The sequence below is a fragment of the Streptomyces sp. PR69 genome (genome assembly GCF_026420845.1).
Classification (GTDB): Bacteria; Actinomycetota; Actinomycetes; order Streptomycetales; family Streptomycetaceae; genus Streptomyces.
Window position 1 is genome coordinate 61,676 of sequence record NZ_JAOWCB010000004.1, and the last position, 17,274, is coordinate 78,949.

Annotated in this window: 10 protein-coding genes; 5 read left to right on the plus strand and 5 right to left on the minus strand. The window is 73.7% G+C overall.

The window, feature by feature from the left end; translation table 11 throughout:
* Positions 1-86 precede the first annotated feature (86 nt).
* Positions 87-1,511 carry an RtcB family protein gene (locus OF819_RS05125; RefSeq protein WP_323748896.1) on the plus strand — a complete coding sequence of 475 codons (1,425 nt, stop codon included), beginning with the start codon at positions 87-89 and terminating at the stop codon, positions 1,509-1,511.
* 94 nt (positions 1,512-1,605) lie between these two features.
* Here OF819_RS05125 and OF819_RS05130 read toward each other — a convergent pair whose 3' ends face one another.
* Positions 1,606-4,275 carry an AMP-binding protein gene (locus tag OF819_RS05130; RefSeq protein WP_267242129.1) on the minus strand — a complete coding sequence of 890 codons (2,670 nt, stop codon included), beginning with the start codon at positions 4,273-4,275 and terminating at the stop codon, positions 1,606-1,608.
* Positions 4,276-4,607: 332 nt separating this feature from the next.
* On the opposite strand from OF819_RS05130, the gene OF819_RS05135 reads away from it, so the two are divergent.
* The 4 genes from OF819_RS05135 (at position 4,608) to OF819_RS05150 (ending at position 9,533) form a co-directional block, all read left to right on the plus strand.
* On the plus strand, positions 4,608-5,627 hold the full coding sequence (locus OF819_RS05135; protein WP_267242130.1) for an iron ABC transporter substrate-binding protein: 1,020 nt from the start codon (positions 4,608-4,610) through the stop codon (positions 5,625-5,627).
* Position 5,628: 1 nt separating this feature from the next.
* Positions 5,629-7,218: an ABC transporter permease gene (locus tag OF819_RS05140; RefSeq protein ID WP_267242131.1), complete on the plus strand. Its 1,590-nt coding sequence runs from the start codon at positions 5,629-5,631 to the stop codon at positions 7,216-7,218.
* The gene (locus tag OF819_RS05145; protein WP_267242132.1) at positions 7,215-8,372 is read left to right on the plus strand and encodes an ABC transporter ATP-binding protein; all 1,158 of its coding nucleotides are present in this window, start codon (positions 7,215-7,217) and stop codon (positions 8,370-8,372) included. The genes OF819_RS05140 and OF819_RS05145 overlap by 4 nt, the downstream gene beginning before the upstream one ends.
* A 420-nt stretch (positions 8,373-8,792) precedes the next feature.
* Positions 8,793-9,533: a PP2C family protein-serine/threonine phosphatase gene (locus OF819_RS05150; RefSeq protein ID WP_267242133.1), complete on the plus strand. Its 741-nt coding sequence runs from the start codon at positions 8,793-8,795 to the stop codon at positions 9,531-9,533.
* 11 nt (positions 9,534-9,544) lie between these two features.
* Here the strand turns inward: OF819_RS05150 and OF819_RS05155 are convergent, their stop codons facing one another.
* From OF819_RS05155 to OF819_RS05170, 4 genes are read right to left on the minus strand one after another with little or no spacing between them, the layout of a single operon-like run.
* Positions 9,545-11,119 carry a vWA domain-containing protein gene (locus OF819_RS05155; RefSeq protein WP_267242134.1) on the minus strand — a complete coding sequence of 525 codons (1,575 nt, stop codon included), beginning with the start codon at positions 11,117-11,119 and terminating at the stop codon, positions 9,545-9,547.
* On the minus strand, positions 11,109-13,943 hold the full coding sequence (locus OF819_RS05160) for a hypothetical protein (RefSeq protein WP_267242135.1): 2,835 nt from the start codon (positions 13,941-13,943) through the stop codon (positions 11,109-11,111). Before OF819_RS05160 ends, OF819_RS05155 begins: the two co-directional genes overlap by 11 nt.
* Positions 13,944-13,947: 4 nt before the next feature.
* Positions 13,948-15,018, minus strand: a complete 1,071-nt coding sequence (locus OF819_RS05165; RefSeq protein ID WP_267242136.1) for a hypothetical protein — start codon at positions 15,016-15,018, stop codon at positions 13,948-13,950.
* Entirely contained in the window at positions 15,015-17,162 is a 2,148-nt protein-coding gene (locus OF819_RS05170) for a hypothetical protein (protein ID WP_267242137.1), read from the minus strand. The genes OF819_RS05165 and OF819_RS05170 overlap by 4 nt, the downstream gene beginning before the upstream one ends.
* Positions 17,163-17,274 lie beyond the last annotated feature (112 nt).

Below are 17,274 nucleotides of genomic sequence, written 5' to 3' on the forward strand. Positions count from 1 at the left end.
GCGCGCGGGCGACATACGGGCGACATATGGGTGCCGCGTGGACGGCGCGTGGTGCGACGTGGGAGCCGGTGAGGAGGTGCTTCGCGGTGGTGGATGTGGAGCTGGTCCCGGACGGCGCGTTCCGGTTCCGGATTCCCCGGGGCGAGGGCATGCGGGTGCCGGGGGTCGTCTTCGCCTCGGCCGAGCTGCTGCCGGACGTCGCAGGCGACCAGGCGCTGCAACAGGTCGTGAACGTGGCCGCGCTGCCGGGCATCGTCGGGGCCTCCTATGCGATGCCCGATGTGCACTGGGGGTACGGCTTCCCCATCGGGGGCGTCGCGGCGACCGAACCGGACGCGGGCGGGGTGATCTCCCCCGGCGGCGTCGGCTTCGACATCTCCTGCGGGGTCCGGCTGCTGGCCGCGCACTGCGACGCGGAGGCGCTTGGCCCGCGGCTGCGGCAGCTGATGGATCTGCTCAGCGCCCGTGTGCCCCGGGGCCCCGGCCGGGGCGGCATCTGGAGCCTGCGCCGCGCGGAGCTCGGCGGAGTGCTGACGGACGGCGCGCGGTACCCGGTGGAGCGCGGCCACGGCGTGGCCCGCGACCTCGTGCGCTGCGAGGACCGCGGGGTGCTGGCGGGGGCCGCGGCCGACGAGGTGAGCGACCGGGCGGTGGACCGCGGCCTCGGGCAGGTCGGCAGCCTCGGCTCCGGCAACCACTTCATGGAGGTGCAGTCCGTGCAGCAGGTGTACGACGAGCGGGCCGCGCAGGTCATGGGCCTCGGCGAGGGACAGATCTGTGTGATGATCCACTGCGGTTCGCGGGGGCTTGGCCATCAGATCTGCACCGACCATGTCCGCACGATGGACCGGGCGATGGACCGCTATGGCATCCGGGTGCCGGACCGGCAGCTCGCCTGTGTCCCCGTGGACAGCGCGGAGGGCCGCTCCTACCTGGCGGCGATGGCGGCCGCCGCCAACTACGCCCGGGCCAACCGGCAGGTCCTGGGCGATACGGCGAGACGGGCGTTCGACGAGGTCATGGGGTGTCCGGTGGATCTGGTGTACGACATCTCGCACAACATGGCCAAGATGGAGACGCATACGGCCGACGGGCGGGAGCGGCGGCTGTGCGTCCACCGCAAGGGCGCGACCAGGGCGCTGCCCGCCCGGCATCCGGAGCTGCCGGACGATCTGGCCCCGGTGGGCCAGCCGGTGCTGATCCCCGGCACGATGGGCACCGCCTCGTATGTGCTGGCGGGGGTGGCGGGCGGCGGCGCCTGGCACTCCACCTGCCACGGCGCCGGCCGGGTGCGCAGCCGCCACCGGGCGGCCCGCGAGGTCGACGGCCGCCGGCTGCGGGCGGACCTGGAGGCGGCCGGCGTCATGGTCCGCGGCTCCTCGGCCCGAGGGCTCGCGGAGGAGGCGCCGCTTGCGTACAAGGACATCGACGCGGTGGTGCGGGCGAGTGAGGGGGCGGGGTTGTGCAGGCGGGTGGCGAGGCTTGTGCCGCTGGGGGTCCTCAAGGGGTGAGGCGCCTTGTCCGGACCGGGGCTCCGCCCCCACCCTGCGCCGCAATCGCCGGCGGGGCTTGACTGCGGGGGCTCCGCCCCCGGACCCCCGCTCCTCAAACGCCGGAGGGGCTGGATTTTCCAGCCGCGTCCGGGAGACGGAGCCCCGGGGCGCGGAGGCGCGGCAGCGCCCGCATCGTGCGGTTCGCCGCCGCCGCGTACGCCACGCCGAAGACCAGCGACGCGAGGAACGCCAGATGGCGGGAGAAGTCGTCGATCAGCGGATAGATCTGCCAGTGCGTCAGATAGATGTACAGCGAGGCGGTCGCCAGGGCTCCGGCGAGCCGGTTGAGCCGCTCGTGGCTGGGAAGCGCCGGGACCCACACCAGCAGCGCGAAGCCCGCCACGATGAGCGCCTCGCGCATGGGCTCCTCGGGGTAGAAGCCCGGCACGGTCGCCAGGGTCACGGCCGTGACGAGCAGCCGCTGCCGTACGGACGCGGCCTTCGCCGCCGCCCAGCCGAGGGCGAACAGCCAGAAGACGGTGACGGCGTCGGGCATCAGCGAGCGGTCGGGGAGGCCGAGGAGGTCGTAACGCGTCAGCAGCCCGGCGGCGGCGATCGCGAGCGGCAGCCCGTACGGGAAGCGGCGCTCGGCCCGGTCCGCCCAGCGCAGGGCGAGCAGGGCGGCGACGGCGGCCAGGATGTAGACGAGGGCCTCGATGAACCAGAAGTGCATTCCGGTCGGGTTGTCGTGCGGCCCGAGGACGCTGTGCAGCAGGGCGAGATTGCTGAGGGTGTAGTCGTCCGCGAGCAGCAGCATGCCGCCGATCCACACCATGCTGGGCGCCGCGACGCGCGCGATGCTGGTGCAGGCGTGGCGGATGCGTTCACGCCGGGGGGCGTCGGTGAGGTGGAAGCGGGCGAAGTTGTATCCGGCGACAGCGAGCAGCAGATGGGCGCCGCCCTTGACGCCGAAGACATGGATGTGCGAGCCGACGATGAAGAAGATCGCGAGGGCGCGCAGGGCGACGCTGGTCTCCAGGGTCCGCCTGCGGGGCCAGGGCCGGGAGGCGGCCTGTGACGCCGCGGGCTCGCGGGGCTGGGCGAGGTCGCGAATGGGTCTGGTGTGCCAGTCGGGCGGCAGGCTGCCGAGTCGCTTCTCCAGCTGGAGGGACATCTCCACATACGACAGAGAGTCCCCGCCGAGGCTGACGAAGCTGCTGTCGGGGGTCACGTCGGCGCGGTCGAGGATGCGGGCGTAGAGCTGGCGCAGATCGTCGGGCAGCGGCCGGGGGTCGCCGGGCAGCGGCCGGGCGTCCCCGCTCTCGCGGGGGAGCGCGCGTATGGCCTGGTAGTCGGGTTTGCCGGTGGGCAGCCGGGGCAGCTCGGCGAGCAGCTGGACCTGGACCGCGCGCGGCGGCAGTCGGCACTCCCGTATCGCCAGGCTGCGTATGCGGTCCGCGTCGGCGTCCGGGGCGTCGGCCGCGGCGATCACGAGGGTGGTGTCGTCGCCGGCGCACAGTGCGGTGACGCCGTGGCGGGCGAGGACCGTCTCGATGCGCTGGGGGTCGATGCGCAGGCCGAGGATCTTCACAAAGCGGCTGCGCCGGCCGACGATCTCGTACAGCCCTTCGGGGGTGCGCCGGGCGAGGTCGCCGGTGCGCAGTTCCCGGATGTCCCGGCCCCGTGCCAGGTCGGCCGGGGTGCGGGCGTAGCCGAGCATCACATTCGGCCCGGTGTAGACGAGTTCCCCGGCGTCCGGGCCGGGGACGTCCTCCGCAGAGTGCACGGAGTCCACGGGGTCCACGGGGTCCACGGGGTCCACGGGGTCCACGGGGTCGAGGCGGAAGGCGCCGCCGGGCACCGGGACGCCGATGGACGCGGGGTGGGCGGCCGCGAGATCGGGCGGCAGATAGGCCATGCGGGCGGTGGCCTCGGTCTGGCCGTACATCACGAACAGGTCCCAGCCGCGGCGTGCGCCCAGTTCGGCGTAGCGGGTCACGGTCTCGGGGGCGAGGCGGCCGCCGGCCTGGGTGACATAGCGCAGCCGCGGCAGGTCCATGGCGTCAAAGCCGATGCGGTCGAGCAGCTCGAAGGTGTAAGGGACGCCGGCGAAGGCGGTGCCTCGGGCGGTGCGGAACAGCTCCCAGAAGCAGGCGTCGGCCACCGAGAGACCGGTGAGGATCAGGCCCGCGCCGCGCAGCAGATGGCTGTGGAGGACGGACAGCCCGTAGCAGTAGTGCATGGGCAGGGTGGTGGCGGCGCGGTCGGTGTCGCGGATGCCGAGGTATGCGGCGATCGACTCGGCGTTGGCCTGCACATTGTCGTACGAGAGGCGGACTAGCTTGGGCGAGCCGGTGGAGCCGGAGGTGGACAGCAGCAGGGCGAGGTCCGGGTGGAGGTCATGGGCGGTCCCCGTGCGCCGTTCGTCGAGGATCCAGGGCTCGCCGGGGCCAGCGGGCCGTACGACGACGTCGGGGTCGTAGGCGTCGGCCAGCTGCCGGGCCGCCTCCGGGTGGTCGCCCGGCACCAGCAGGACCGGGTGGCCGGCCGAGAGGGCTGCGAGATGGACGATAAGCGCCTCCGGCGTATTCGCGCCAGGCAGCAGCACCAGACGGCGCTCGGGCCCCAATCGGCGGGCGGCGTCCGCCACATGTGCGGCCAGCTCGCGGTAGGTCATCTCCCCATCGGAGGTGAGCAGGGCCGTGCGCTCGCCGTGGGCGGCGAGGCCGCACGCGAGGGGCAGGGTGTTGCCGCTGGTGAGCGGGGCGGGGTGGGTCGTCACGGCGGGCATAGTAGGTAAGGCTGGCCTTATCGGGAAGGGGGCGCGCGCCGCCGGTCCGGTGCGCGGGGTCACGGCGCGCGCCGCGCACGGGGCAACTGCTTCCGCACTCCGACGCCTTGAGCGTGAGCGAAAGGTTCAGGCCAGACGCCGCAGTCGAATCCGCGGCCTTTTCGCGGCCGAGCTGTTACATCCGAAACCCTTGACCCTTAGGTTAGCTTTACCTTATTTATGCCTAAGCTCCTCGGTTCCTCCCCGGCGCCGGTCCACCGCCCCCGTCGGCCCCGCACCTTGCGGCGCGCCGACGAGAGGCACAGCAGGAAGGCATCCCCCTCATGCGACGCCCGTTGGCCCGCACCCTCACCGCGCTCGCCGCGGCAGCCCTGATATCCCCCCTGCTCGCGGGCTGCGGCAGCGATGAACCGGCCGGCCTTGTGATCTACTCGGGCCGCAACGAGAAGCTCGTGGGGTCTCTTATCGACAAGCTGGAGGAGTCCCTCGACACCCGCGTCGAGGTCCGCTACGGAGGGAGCGCGGAGCTGTCCGCGCAGCTGCTGGAGGAGGGCGACGCCACCGAGGCGGGCCTGTTCCTCTCCCAGGACGCCGGCGCGCTCGGCGCGCTGTCCAAGGAGGGCAGGCTCGCACCGCTGCCGCAGACCGCCCTGGAGAAGGTCGCCCCCGCCTACCGCGGCGCCGCCGGCGACTGGATCGGGCTCAGCGGGCGCGTCCGCGTCATCGCCTACCACCCGGACAAGGTCGCCACCCCGCCTGACTCCGTCCACGACGTGGTGAAGCCGGAGTGGAAGGGCAAGGTCGGCTACGCCCCGACCAACGCCTCCTTCCAGTCGTTCGTCACCGGCATGCGCGTGCTGGAGGGCGACGACGCCACCCGCGACTGGCTCAAGGGGCTCAAGGCCAACGGCAAGCCCTACGAGAACAACCTCGCCGTGATGGACGCCGTCGACTCCGGCGAGGTCTCGCTCGGACTCGTCAACCACTACTACTGGTACGAGCGGGTCGCCGAGAAGGGCGAGGACAAGCTCGACGTCAGAATCCACTTCCTCGCCAAGAGCGACCCGGGCGGCCTGGTCAATGTGGCCGGCGTCGGCATGCTCAAGGGCGCGGACGCCGAGCAGAGCGCCTACGCCCGCAAGGCCGTGGACTTCCTGCTGTCGGCCGAAGCCCAGCGGCACTTCGCCGACAAGACCAAGGAGTACCCGCTGGCCGCGGGCGTCACCAGCGACGTCGAGGACCTGCCTCCGTTCGAGTCCCTGACGACCCCGGAGATCGACCTCGGCGAACTCGACTCCCTGAAGGAGACCCTGGCCATACTCCAGGACGTCGGAATGGTCTGACGTGACCGACCCGACCACCGGTCACTCCGCCGACCGCCCGGCAGCGGCAGCCAAGCCGCCCGCCGGGCGGCGGCGCGTCGCCGCGGGCCGCCGCCCGTCCCCCGCACTGCTCGTCCCCGCCTGCGCGGCCGCCCTGCTTGCGGTGCTGCCGCTGGGCTATCTCGCCGTCCGCGCCCTGGAGCGGGGCCCGGCCTACGCCTGGGACGTCATCGCCGACGACCGTACGGCGCTGCTGCTCGGCCACAGCCTCGGACTGACCGCCGCCGTGGTCCTCGGCGCTCTGGTGCTGGGCGTCTCGCTCGCCTGGCTGACCGTGCGCACCGCGCTGCCCGGCGCGCGCGTCTGGTCGGTGCTGGTCACCCTGCCGCTGGCGGTGCCCAGCTATGTAGCCGCCTTCACCTGGCTGTCGGCGGCCCCCGGCCTCGCCGGGTTCACCGGGTCGGCGCTGGCGCTGACCCTGGTCAGCTTCCCGTATGTCTATCTGCCCGTCGCCGCCGCGCTGCGCCGCACCGACCCCGCGCAGGAGGAGGTGTCGCGCTCCCTGGGACACGGCAGGCTGAGCACCTTCCTGCGCGTCACGCTGCCGCAGCTGCGCCCGGCGGCCGCCGGAGGCGGGCTGCTGGTGGCGCTGTATGTGCTCAGCGACTTCGGGGCCGTGTCGCTGATGCGGTACGACACCTTCACCCGCGGCATCTACACCTCCTACCGCGCGAGCTTCGACCGCACCCCGGCCGCCGCGCTCAGCGCCGTGCTGGTGCTGATGACGGTGGCGCTGGTGGCGGCCGAGACCCGCACCCGCGGCCGCGCCGGGCACGCCAGGACCGGCGCGGGCACGGCCCGCCCCGCCGAGCCCGCGCCGCTCGGCCGGCTCCGGCTGCCCGCGCTGGGCTGGTGCGGCGCGGTCGTCGCCGTCGCCGCCGGCTTCCCGCTCGCGACGCTCGGCTACTGGCTGGCCGTCGGCAACTCCGCCACCTGGGACCCCGGCACACTGGCCGACACCTCCCTGACCACCCTGGGCACGGCCGCGGCGGGCGCGGCGCTCACCACGCTGCTCGCCCTCCCGGTCGGGGTGATCGCCGCCCGCCACCGCGGCCGGGGCGCGCGGCTGCTGGAGCAGGCGGCCTACGCCGGTCACGCCCTGCCCGGCATCACCGTCGCCCTCGCCCTGGTGTTCTTCGCGGTCCGCTACGCCCGGCCCCTCTACCAGGAACTGCCGCTGCTGGTCTGCGCGTACGCGGTGCTGTTCCTGCCGGTCGCGGCGGCCGCCACCCGTGCCGCGGTCCTCCAGGCCCCGCCGGTGCTGGAGGACGTCGCCCGCTCACTGGGACGCTCGCCGCTCGCGGTGCTGCGCACAGTCACCGTGCCGCTGGCCGCGCCCGGAGTCGCCGCCGGCGCGGCACTGACGTTCGTGGTGTGCATGAAGGAGCTCCCCGCGACGCTGCTGCTGCGGCCGACCGGCATGGACACCCTCGCCACCCGGCTGTGGACGGAGACCGGCGCGGGGTCGTTCGCCGCCGCTGCCCCCTACGCCGCCGCGCTGATCCTGCTGGCCGCCGTCCCGTCGTATCTCCTCGGAAGGCACAGAACATGACCGACCTTCAGATCAAAGGACTGGTCAAGGCATACGGCCCCGAGGGCGCGGTCCTCGACGGACTCGACCTGACGGTGCCCGGCGGCGCGCTGGCCGCGGTCCTCGGCCCCTCGGGCTGCGGCAAGACGACCATGCTGCGCATCGTCGCCGGGTTTCTGCGGCCCGACGAGGGCAGCGTCGCCGTCGGCGGGCGCGTCCTGAGCGGGCCCGGCGCGCATATCGCGCCGGAGCGCCGGCGCATCGGCATCGTGCCGCAGGAGGGCGCGCTGTTCCCGCATCTGAGCGTGGCACGCAATGTGGCGTACGGGCTCTGCGGCGTCGACCGGGCCGCCCGGCGCGCCCGGGTGGACCGCATGCTGGAGCTGGTCGGGCTCGCGGGCTACGGCGCGCGCATGCCGCACGAGCTGTCCGGCGGGCAGCAGCAGCGCATCGCACTCGCCCGGGCGCTCGCCCCCGAGCCGCAGCTGGTGCTGCTCGACGAGCCGTTCAACGCGCTGGACAGCGCGCTGCGGGCGGGGGTGCGGGACGATGTGCGCGCCGCACTGCGGGCGACCGGGGCGACGGCCGTGCTGGTCACCCACGACCAGCAGGAGGCGCTGTCCACGGCGGACCTCGTCGCCGTCGTCCGCGACGGCCGGGTCGCCCAGTGCGGCACGCCCGAGGACGTCTACCACCGGCCCGCCGACCCCTGGGTGGCGGGCTTCGTGGGCGACGCGGTCCTCGTCTCCGGCACGGCGGACGCGAAAGGCGCAGCCGCGGCCGCCACCGTGCTGGGCCGGGTGCCGCTGACGGCCGCGCCCGCCGGGGCGCGCGAGGGTCTGGTGCTGCTGCGGCCGGAGCAGCTCCGGCTCACCGAGGCGGAGGGGGGCGGGGCGTGCGGCGTCGTGACGGACGTCCGCTTCTACGGGCATGACGCCATGGCCACGGTCGAGGTCGAGGGGCTCGACGCGCCGGTCGCCGTGCGGGTGGCCGGGACGGTGCCGGTGCGGCCAGGGGGGCGGACGGGGGTCCGGGTGGCGGGCGAGGCCACGTGGCATCCCGAAACCGGGGCTCCGCCCCAGACCCCGTTCACGGGGGCTCCGCCCCCGAACCCCCGCGCCTCAAACTCCCCCAGCTACCGCTGGGAGGTACCCCCAGGCGGGGCTGGGATATGAGGGCTCTTGCGCCTCAATCGCCGGCGGGGCTTGGTTTCAGGTTCCCGCGCCTCAAACGCCGGCGAGGCTTGATTGTGCGGGTTCTCGCGCCTCAAACGCCGGCGGGGCTTGATTGTGCGGGTTCTTGCGCCTCAAACGCCGGCGGGGCTGAATGCGCGCCTCCCGCACCGGCGGGGCTGGTGTTCGGCTGCGCCGGAATTCCAGTGCATTGGGGTCACCTCCGCCTCCCAGCGGTAGCTGGGGAGCTTGAGACACGGCCGAAGGCCGTACAGCGGGGGCGCGGGGCGGCAGCCCCGCGCCCCCTCCCCCGAAGGGGGGAGGGGGGCGGAGCCCGCAGTCATGGGAAGGGGAACCCACCGCCGCGGAGAGACAATGGCAGGAGGGCATCACGCACAGGGGGCGGGAGAGGCGGACGCTGCGATGCCGTATACAGCCGTGACCGCGCTGAGCCACTCCGGGCTGTTGCGCGACCACAACGAGGACAGTCTGGTCGTCGGACCGTGGACGCTGTGTGCGACCGAGACCGAGACGCCGCAGACGCTGGTGTTCCCGTACGGCAGGCCCCTGGTGGTGGCGGTCGCCGACGGCATGGGCGGGCAGCCCGCGGGCGAGGTCGCGAGTGCGCTGGCGGCGACCAGGCTCGCGGCGCTCGGTTCGGCCATGGACGATGAGCATGCCGTCCGCGACGCCCTGAACGTATGCAATCACGCGGTGTACGCGGCCGCAGACCGCGATGCCTCGCTGACCGCGATGGGCACGACAGTCGCGGGCGCGGTGCTGCTCACCGAGACGCTGCTGGTCTTCAATGTCGGCGACAGCAGGGTCCTGCGGATGGACGACGACGGGCTGAGCCGGCTCAGCGTCGACGACAGCCCGCCGCTCTCGCCCGGCCAGCGCACCACCTCCCTGGTCACGCAGGCGCTGGGCGGCGCGACCTCGTTCAGCTCCGTCGTGCCGCATGTCTCGACGGCTCCGCTCGCGGTGGGCGACCGCTTGCTGATCTGCACCGACGGACTGACCGACCCGGTGCCGCAGGAGGCGCTGGAGGAGCTGCTGCGCGTATACGACGACGGCAGGGCCGCCTACGAGCTGTGGAAGTCGGCCATCGAGGCGGGCGGGCCCGACAACATCACGCTCGCCCTGGTGCGCGTCGGAGAGTAGCCGGGCCGGGGTCACCCGGGGGTTCCGGAGCCTTTGGGCTGGTAGCGGAACTCCAGTCCGGCGAGCAGCAGCGGCTCGCCCGGTGAGCACACCGCCTCCCGTACGGACCGGTCGGCGATCCGGCAGCGCAGCCGCAGCGGGGGGAGGCCGCCGAGCGGCCCGGGTGAGCCCTTGATCCAGAGTGTTCCGCCGTCTTCCACCAGCGTGGAGAGGTCGGCCGTGATGGTGCGGCGGCCGTACACGCGGATGCGCAGCGGCGCGGTCCGGTCGACCGCCTCGGCGACCAGCATGCCGCGCATCGGAGGGTTCCGGCGCAGAAAGAGATAGCCGGCCGCGGCCAGGAACACGGCGAGCACCCCGAGGGCCCCGGCCCACCACTGCACGGACGCCGAGGTAACGACGGTGCCGACGACGGTCAGCGGCTCGCCTTCCGGACGGTCGGTCAGATCGGCGGAGGCGCCGTCGAGATGGCGCTCGATGTCGTCGGAGAGCGGCGAGGAGACCGCTCCCCCGACCGTCAGCCGCCAGGTGGCGCGCTCCCTGCCGTCGAAGAGCCCGTCGGAGTGTTCGACCGCTTCGTCCAGGGTGAACACCACATCGCGCTGCTCCCCGGGGCCGAGCTCCACCGGCCCTGACGGCTCCGCCAAGACGCGCATTCCCTCGGGCAGCCCGGCCAGCCGCAGCGAGTCGACCCGCACGGGGAGCGCCTCGGTCGTCGCGGTCAGCCGGGCGCGGATCTCGCTCCCGGCGTGCAGCGGCTCGTCGGACGGCGGCGCGGGCCAGGAGACGGCCACTCCCCTGCCCTCGTCGTCCCGCACCCGCTTGGCGGCCTGCCGGATGCGGATGTCGTCATGGGCCTCGATCAGCGGTGGCGCCAGGTCGCTCCCCGACGCGTCCAGCAGCCGGTACCGGGGGAAGACCTTGGCCAGCACGTCCCCCAGCTTCTTGCCCGAGCCGAGCGGGATGCCGTAGCCGGTCACCTCCTGCGTGCCGGACAGCGAGGCCACTTCGGCGCGCAGCGCGGCCCAGCCCGGACTCTCGAAGGTCTTGAACCGGGGGTCGTCGGGCGCGTAGAGCTGTGCGTCGGACAGCAGCAGGACCCCGGAGACCTCCGCGTTCGAGCGGCGCAGCCCGTCCACGGCCGCCTCGAAGGCGCGTCCGAAGTTGGACGCGCTGCCCGTGGCACGCTCGGGCAGCCGGTTCAGCTGCGCCTTCGCCTCGGTCCTGGAGACCAGTTCACACGCGCTCGCCCCCTCGCTGAAGGGCACCAGACAGACCCGGTCGTCGTCGGTGAGCGAGTCAATGAAGTCCGGCAGCACCTGCCGGGTCCTGGCGTAGTTGCCGCTGGACTGCATCGAGTCGGAGGTGTCCACCGCCACCGCGTAGTTCGCGCCGCCGCGGGCGACAAGCCGGTCGAGCAGGGCGGTCAGCCCGGCCGCGGGCTTGTCGTCGGCGCGCGCCGCCGGGGGCCGCGGCGGCGACACGGCGAGGGTCAGCGGCACGGCGAGGACCAGCAGCACGGCGAGGACCAGCAGCGGCCGGAGCCCGGGGGCCCGGAGTCTGCCGGGTACGCGGTCAGTCGTCATCGTTCTTCCTCTGCTTGGAGGGCCTGCTGTGCTTGCTGCGCCTGCGCTGCGGCAGTGGGAGGTAGGAGCGCAGGCGCGCCCGCCTCAGCTGGCGGTAACGTCTGCGGAGCCATGTGAGCCGGTGCTTCTCCCACTTCAGTTGGATCCGGCCGTGCCAGCCGCCGGCACGGTCGTCACAGACCCGATCCGACACGATCAGCACGTTGAAGAAGTGGACCAGTTCATGGGCTTCATGGGCGTCGAGCAGCTGCTGTTCGACGAGTTCCCGCAGCAGATGGTCGAGCAGCGTATGGCGTCGTCCGGAGGTCGTCATCCGGCCCCACCACATGCCCGCGAGCGCCAGGGACTCCTCGCCTCTCGGCCCCGCCGCCACCGGCGCCCAGGCACGGGCGACTTCCTGTGGCGAACTGGCGGTGGACACCATCTGGATGAGCAGGTCCCACTGTGCGGAGGCGGCCGTCTGCTCCCCGGTCTGGCGCGGATCCGGCGGCTGGGGCTCCCCCGGTCGGGGGAGCCCCAGGGACGCCGGTCGTACGGGCAGTTGCTGAGCCGTCATGTCCGGCGGCGGCGCGGAGGGGTGCCCTCCGGCCTGCTGGACCGCCTTCTCCCAAGTGGCGGACTCGTGTTCCGCGTATCCGTGGCTGAAGCGCTCGGAGCCGACGGGGTCGATGGGGTCGATGCCGCCTCCGGCGCGGTCGTCGTCGAACCCTGGGGGTGCGGGGGCGTGCATATGCGCTGCCACCCACTCGTTGAGCCGCCCGGTCACGTGGTCACGGCCGTGCCCGACGGGCACCCGCCGCAGCACGTCCATCAGCATTCTGCTGACGGCGTCCCCCGGCCTCCCGCGCATCGCCAGGCTCGTCAGCGCCGTGACGAATCCCCGGAGATCGGGCTTGAGGTGCTCGTCGCCGAACAGCCTCTCGACGTCCTGGCCATAGCGCTGGCACTCCAGCATTCCGTCCCCGGGCCCGACGGGCTGCTGGCCCGCCACCCACCGCAGGGCGTCGGCGTGCGCCTGGCACTCGGCCCACAGGTGCGGCTGGTCCAGCAGCTCTCCGAGCGTCGGCGCGTTCACCCCTGCGGACACCGCGTCGGGGAAGACGTCCTTCGGCTGGGCGGGGCCGAGGCCCAGCAGCGCTATGCGCCGGCCGCGCTGCTCCTGCGCGACCGGGCCGCCGTCTTGGCCGCCGTCCTCCCTGGCCGCCCGGAGCAGCGCCTTCCACAGGAAGCGCACAACCGCCCGCAGCGGCTCCCCCGCTCCCGCGCGCGCCGCCGCGGCCAGCACCACGACCGCGTCGTCCGGCGCCGGCGCGTCCGAGAGCACACCGAGACCGGCGATCTCGGCCTCCGGGACGATCAGCGGCTGCCAGGCCCGCAGCCAGGGTTCCGCCAGCAGGTCCCAGGGCTGTGCGACGGTGAGCCAGAAGTGCAGCCGCTGGACGTCGGCCGCCTCCGCGTACAGCAGCGCGAGCGTGATCCACGGCGCTTCCCTCAGCACCGCCGGGGTGTGCACGCTGTGGTACAGCGGCTCGGGGCCGAGGAGGCGCAGACACTCGACCACCTGCGCGGTGTGCTCCAGGACGGGTTCCCGCGTGCTGTGGGCGAAGAGCGTACGCAGCACCTCCTCGCCCTTCTCGCACTGGACCGCGAACTGCCACAGGAGCTGCCGACGGCTGCTTGCCGCCCCCGGCTCGCCATGGGGGGCAGCGGAGTCGACGCCGGGCGCCAGCAGCTTCTCCACGACGTGTGCTGTCACGTCCTGGCTGGTACGGGGGTCCTGCCACTGCATGCGCAGCGTCTCGCGCGTGGCGGCTGCCTGCTCGTCCGGAGTGTCCAGGGCCGACTGGCCATGGCTCAGGGCGACCGCCGACACGGCGCGGCGCAGCGGGTCGAGCGGCGCGAGGCTGCGCAGGATCTGCGGACGGTCCGTCAGTCTCAGCGGATCTCGCTTCTCCGAGAGAACGGCGAGCACATCCTGGTATCCGCTGCCGTCGATGAGGCGGCGCAGCCGCTCGCGGAACTCGCCGCCCGCGGCGGGGTCGGCGGGCAGCCGGCCGAGGGGGATCCTGCGTGCGTCAGGCGTGCGGTCGGGCCCGAACGCCAGGTCCGTGCGAGGTGGGCGCATGCCTTCGACACAGCTTCCGGCGGCGAGGTCGCTGCGGAGTCCGTACGGCAGGAAGCCGGCCACGGCGTCGAGCACGGAGAGGCGTTCGCGCAGCCCCAGCCCGTCCGCGCCGGTGATGACCACCCGGTCCCCGGCGAGGACGCAGGCGGCCACGGCCGCCGCCCAGTGGGCCGCCGCCGTCTGGCGTTGTCCTGCCTCGGCCTCGGCCGCGGGGCGGGCCAGTGCGCCGGCGATCTGGGCGAGTCCGACGAGGGCGGACGCCCGGTCGTCCGCGGCGAGCCGCACCGGCACGCGCAGGGGGGACCCCTCGGGGGGGAGCAGCAGTGTCTCCACCGCGTTCCACAGCGCCAGAAACGTGACGCCGCAGGGGGCGGTCTCCTCGTACTGCATCATGAAATAGCGCGTGGGCGAGATGACTCTGCCGCCGCCGTCGATGCTTTTCGAGTGTTCCAGGCAGGAGATTCCGATCCACCGCTCCCCCTGCCCGGTGCGGCCGTTGACGGTGATCCAGGGCAGCCGGTCCCCGCCGGGGTGCGAGCCGGCCGGCGGGTTCCCGGGGGCGGAGGACTTGATGTAGCTCTCGAAGACGCGTGCCTTGTCGGGTCCCCCGCTGCAGTGGAGCACGCTGTACTCCCTGCGGGAGCCGGGCTCCTTTCCGTACCAGGCCCACAGCGCTTCGACCTCGCGCATGCCGTCCATGTCATCACCGCTTCTTGATGCCGAGCAGGAGAGCGATCACCGGGTCCATCACGTTGTGCGGGTTGACGGCGCCGAGGATCTGCGGCTCGCCCCCCACCTGCCGCACATTGCCGAACCGCCCGAGGTCCACCCCGCCGCCCGGCCGGGTGGAGAAGCCGATCGCCGAGGTGGCGAAGTAGTGGATGCGGGAGGGGTGGAAGCTGCTTCTGATGGCGCGCCCGATGAGTTCCATGGAGCTGCCGTGCAGATCACGGGCCAGCCAGTCGAAGAAGCCCTCGGGGTCGGGCACGACGGGCGTGCCCTGCGGCCCCAGTTCGGTCCAGCCGCCGCGTCTGGCCCGCTCGAAGACCTCGGGGTCGTCGAACTTGGTGATGCAGACCGCGATGTGATGCGGCAGATAGGGGCCGTCGAGGGTGCCCGCGGCCATGCATCTGCGGGTGAGCCGGGCGAGCGTGCCGTTGAGGTAGGCGAAGGAGTCCCCGTCGACGGCCTCATGCATCGGGTCGAACAGGTAGACAAGCCCGGTGGAGGCCGCCAGATGGTCGATGCTGCGGTCGGCGTCGACGTCCCGGTAGAGGTCTTCGTAGAAGCCACCCGGCACATCCAGCACGCTGAGCTCGAACTCCATCCGGTTGGCGCGGCGGGAGCGTCCGAACCGCTTCCTCGCATAGCGGGTGCCGGTGAGGTCGCCGCGGAACAGCCAGCTCAGCAGGCCGGAGTCCTGGGTCGCGCCGGGGAACCTGCGGTCGATGGTCAGTTCCCGCGAGGACTTGATCAGAAAGGCCTCTGACACATCGTCGCCTGCCACCACCTGCCAGCGCCCGTAGGCGCCCGAGGGCTCCTGGGCGGCGAGCCGTAACGCGGCGAGGAAGGTGGTCTTGCCGGACGTGGGGGAGCCCCACAGGCCTATGCGCACCCGGTCGCCCATGGGCGGCCGTGGGCCGGGTACCGCGGTGGACGCGTCGGGTACGGCCTCGCGCCACTGCGGGGCGCTGTCCGCATGGGGTTCCTCGCCCCGGACCGTCGGCCTCAGTTCGGGTGGGAACCGGACTTCTCCCGGCTCTTCTGCGCTCATGCTTCTCCTCGCCCTTCCGGCTGTGCGGAGCCGCCTGTCAGGCCGTGGTCGATCGTCAGATAGCTGGTGGGGGACGGGCCGGGCTCGTCCGGCACGAAGGTCAGCAGCGGGGGCGCGGCGGACCGGCGACCGGCTGCCCGGGTGAAGCAGACCGCCACGTCGTCCGGGTCGTGCCGGCCGAGGGTGAAGCGGCCCTGGCGGCCCAGCTCCTCCCAGAACCTCTCGATGCGCTCCCCGGTCGGCGGTCTGACCGGCCGGCCCGGGAGATCCGGCCGCGGGTCGCGGACCGCGATCACCCGCAGGCCCAGCCGCTGTCGCAGATGGTGCAGAAGCGCCTCCCAGTCGAGTCCGGCGGGGCAGGGCAGGGTCTGGTCCCGGCCCTGGCGTGGCGGATGGGGCGGCCGCCGGCCGACGACCAGGAGGGCGCGCCGGGATCCGGTCCGCCAGCAGTCGGGAGAGGCGGCGGCCTGCAGCGCCTCCTCCAGGGGTGCTCCGAAGTCGTCCGCGACGCCGCAGGGCGGGAACTCCGGCAGGGCGTGGGCGGCTTCGCGGGCGGTGCCGGAGCCCCAGAAGAGCAGGGGCGCCTCGCTCGCGCGGGTGCGGCCCACGGTGCGGAATGCGTGGTCGGCATAGCCGATGAGCCCGACGCGCAGGGCGTCGCCGTCCGGCCAGACGGCGGCCAGCCGGTTCAGCACGGTCTGGAGAAAGCCGGTGCGCCGGGCGAAGTCGTCGCCGCTGCCGCCCAGTTCGAGCAGCACCAGCAGATCGGCCGGGGGTTCCGGCTGCGGCGTCAGGGCGGGCGGCTGTTCGAGCAGCGTCCGCTCGTCGAAGTCAAAGGCGGCGTCGCCGTCGGGGCCGGCGGAGGCGAGGGGCTCAGGCCCTTCGAAACGCACGGCGCCGGACGCGTCGAGCAGCACGGTCACGGTGGTGCGGCGCCCCGGTTCGAGGCGTGTCCGCGCGGTGTGCAGCACGCTCATACGCCGCGGATGGGGCCCGCGGGCGACCACCACGGGCAGGGCGAACAGTGAACCGTCCTGTTGGGGGGAGGCCAGGAGAGGCACTTTGACGGGGAGTTCGCCGGAGTCCGGCAGGAGGGTGCCGCAGGGGAAGAGCAGCAGAGCGCGGGCGGCGGGGCCGGTGGCGGTCTGCCGGTCGGGCGGCCGGGTGAGCAGCGCATAGCCGTAGCGCAGCGGCACTCGGCGGCAGGCGGCGGTCACCAGAGCGGTGAGCGGGCGCGGGTCGCTGTGCAGCCGCGGGTCGTCGGGCGGGACGGTGAGCGTGGCGGAGGGGGGCGCGTACTGCTCCAGCAGGGTCAGGGCGTGCCGCGGCCAGCGCCAGCCGGGGGCCGCGTCCACCGCGACCAGGGGGATCTCCCGGCCGTGGCCGCGGGCCGCCAGCAGTCCCTGGATTCCTTCGCGCACGGCGTGTCCGACCGGACTCTCCCAGGCCGTGTCGCTGGCCGCCGGCACTCCGCGGAGGCCGTAGGGGGCGGCGGCGCCGATGCCGCCTGCCAGCAGGAACTGACGCTCCGGCGCGGGGTGGCGCAGCCAGGGCACCGCCTCACGCCAGTCGAGGAATGCGGCGCGGTCGTCGTGGGGCCCGAGGACGCCGCGGTCGTCGCGGCCCACTTCCTCCATGGCGAGGCCCGCGGGTGACACACCGAGGAAGCACACGGCGTCGATCTCGCCGGCCGCGAGCGCGGTCAGCAGGGAGACCGCGCCGGAGAGATCGCCGGAGAGGTTTCCGTGCGGGGCGGTGTCAGCGTCGCCGTCCGCTGCCGGGTCCGCGAGGCCCTCCGGCCCGCCGTGGTCTCCGTAGTCCCCGGGGGCTCCGGGGATTCCGGGGGCTCCGGGGACTACGGGGGCTCCGGGGTCGTCCTCGACGCGGTGGGACCGGCGCAGCAGCGTACGCAGCCGGGGGTGCAGCGTCCCGTCGGGCGTCGCGGAGGCGCCCGGCTCCGGGCGGCAGGCCCGTGTGGCGAGACGGGCGGCGCGGAGGTCCCAGTGCCAGGCGGCCGTGTGCTCCCGCCCGCGCTCGCCCCCGGCGGCGTCGCGACCGCCGCCGTCCCAGCCGCAGACCGGGCAGCGGGGTGCGGTCCGGCGTGTCCGGCACACGGGGCACAGCCCGGCTGCGTCCTCGGTCACGGCTCTGCCGTGGCCTGCGTCGTTTCCTTTGCCCAGCCGTTGGGTCCGGTCACTGTGACCCCACCGGGGGCGGGTCACCGGGCCGCCTCCCGGGCGGGGTGCGCGGGGTGGG

Coding starts and splice junctions, on each gene's coding strand:
- OF819_RS05160 (WP_267242135.1), bottom strand. CDS start 13,943: ATGGACGGCATGCGCGAGGTCGAAGCGCTGTGGGCCTGGTACGGAAAG.
- OF819_RS05155 (WP_267242134.1), bottom strand. CDS start 11,119: ATGACGACTGACCGCGTACCCGGCAGACTCCGGGCCCCCGGGCTCCGG.
- OF819_RS05135 (WP_267242130.1), top strand. CDS start 4,608: ATGCGACGCCCGTTGGCCCGCACCCTCACCGCGCTCGCCGCGGCAGCC.
- OF819_RS05145 (WP_267242132.1), top strand. CDS start 7,215: ATGACCGACCTTCAGATCAAAGGACTGGTCAAGGCATACGGCCCCGAG.
- OF819_RS05165 (WP_267242136.1), bottom strand. CDS start 15,018: ATGAGCGCAGAAGAGCCGGGAGAAGTCCGGTTCCCACCCGAACTGAGG.
- OF819_RS05150 (WP_267242133.1), top strand. CDS start 8,793: ATGCCGTATACAGCCGTGACCGCGCTGAGCCACTCCGGGCTGTTGCGC.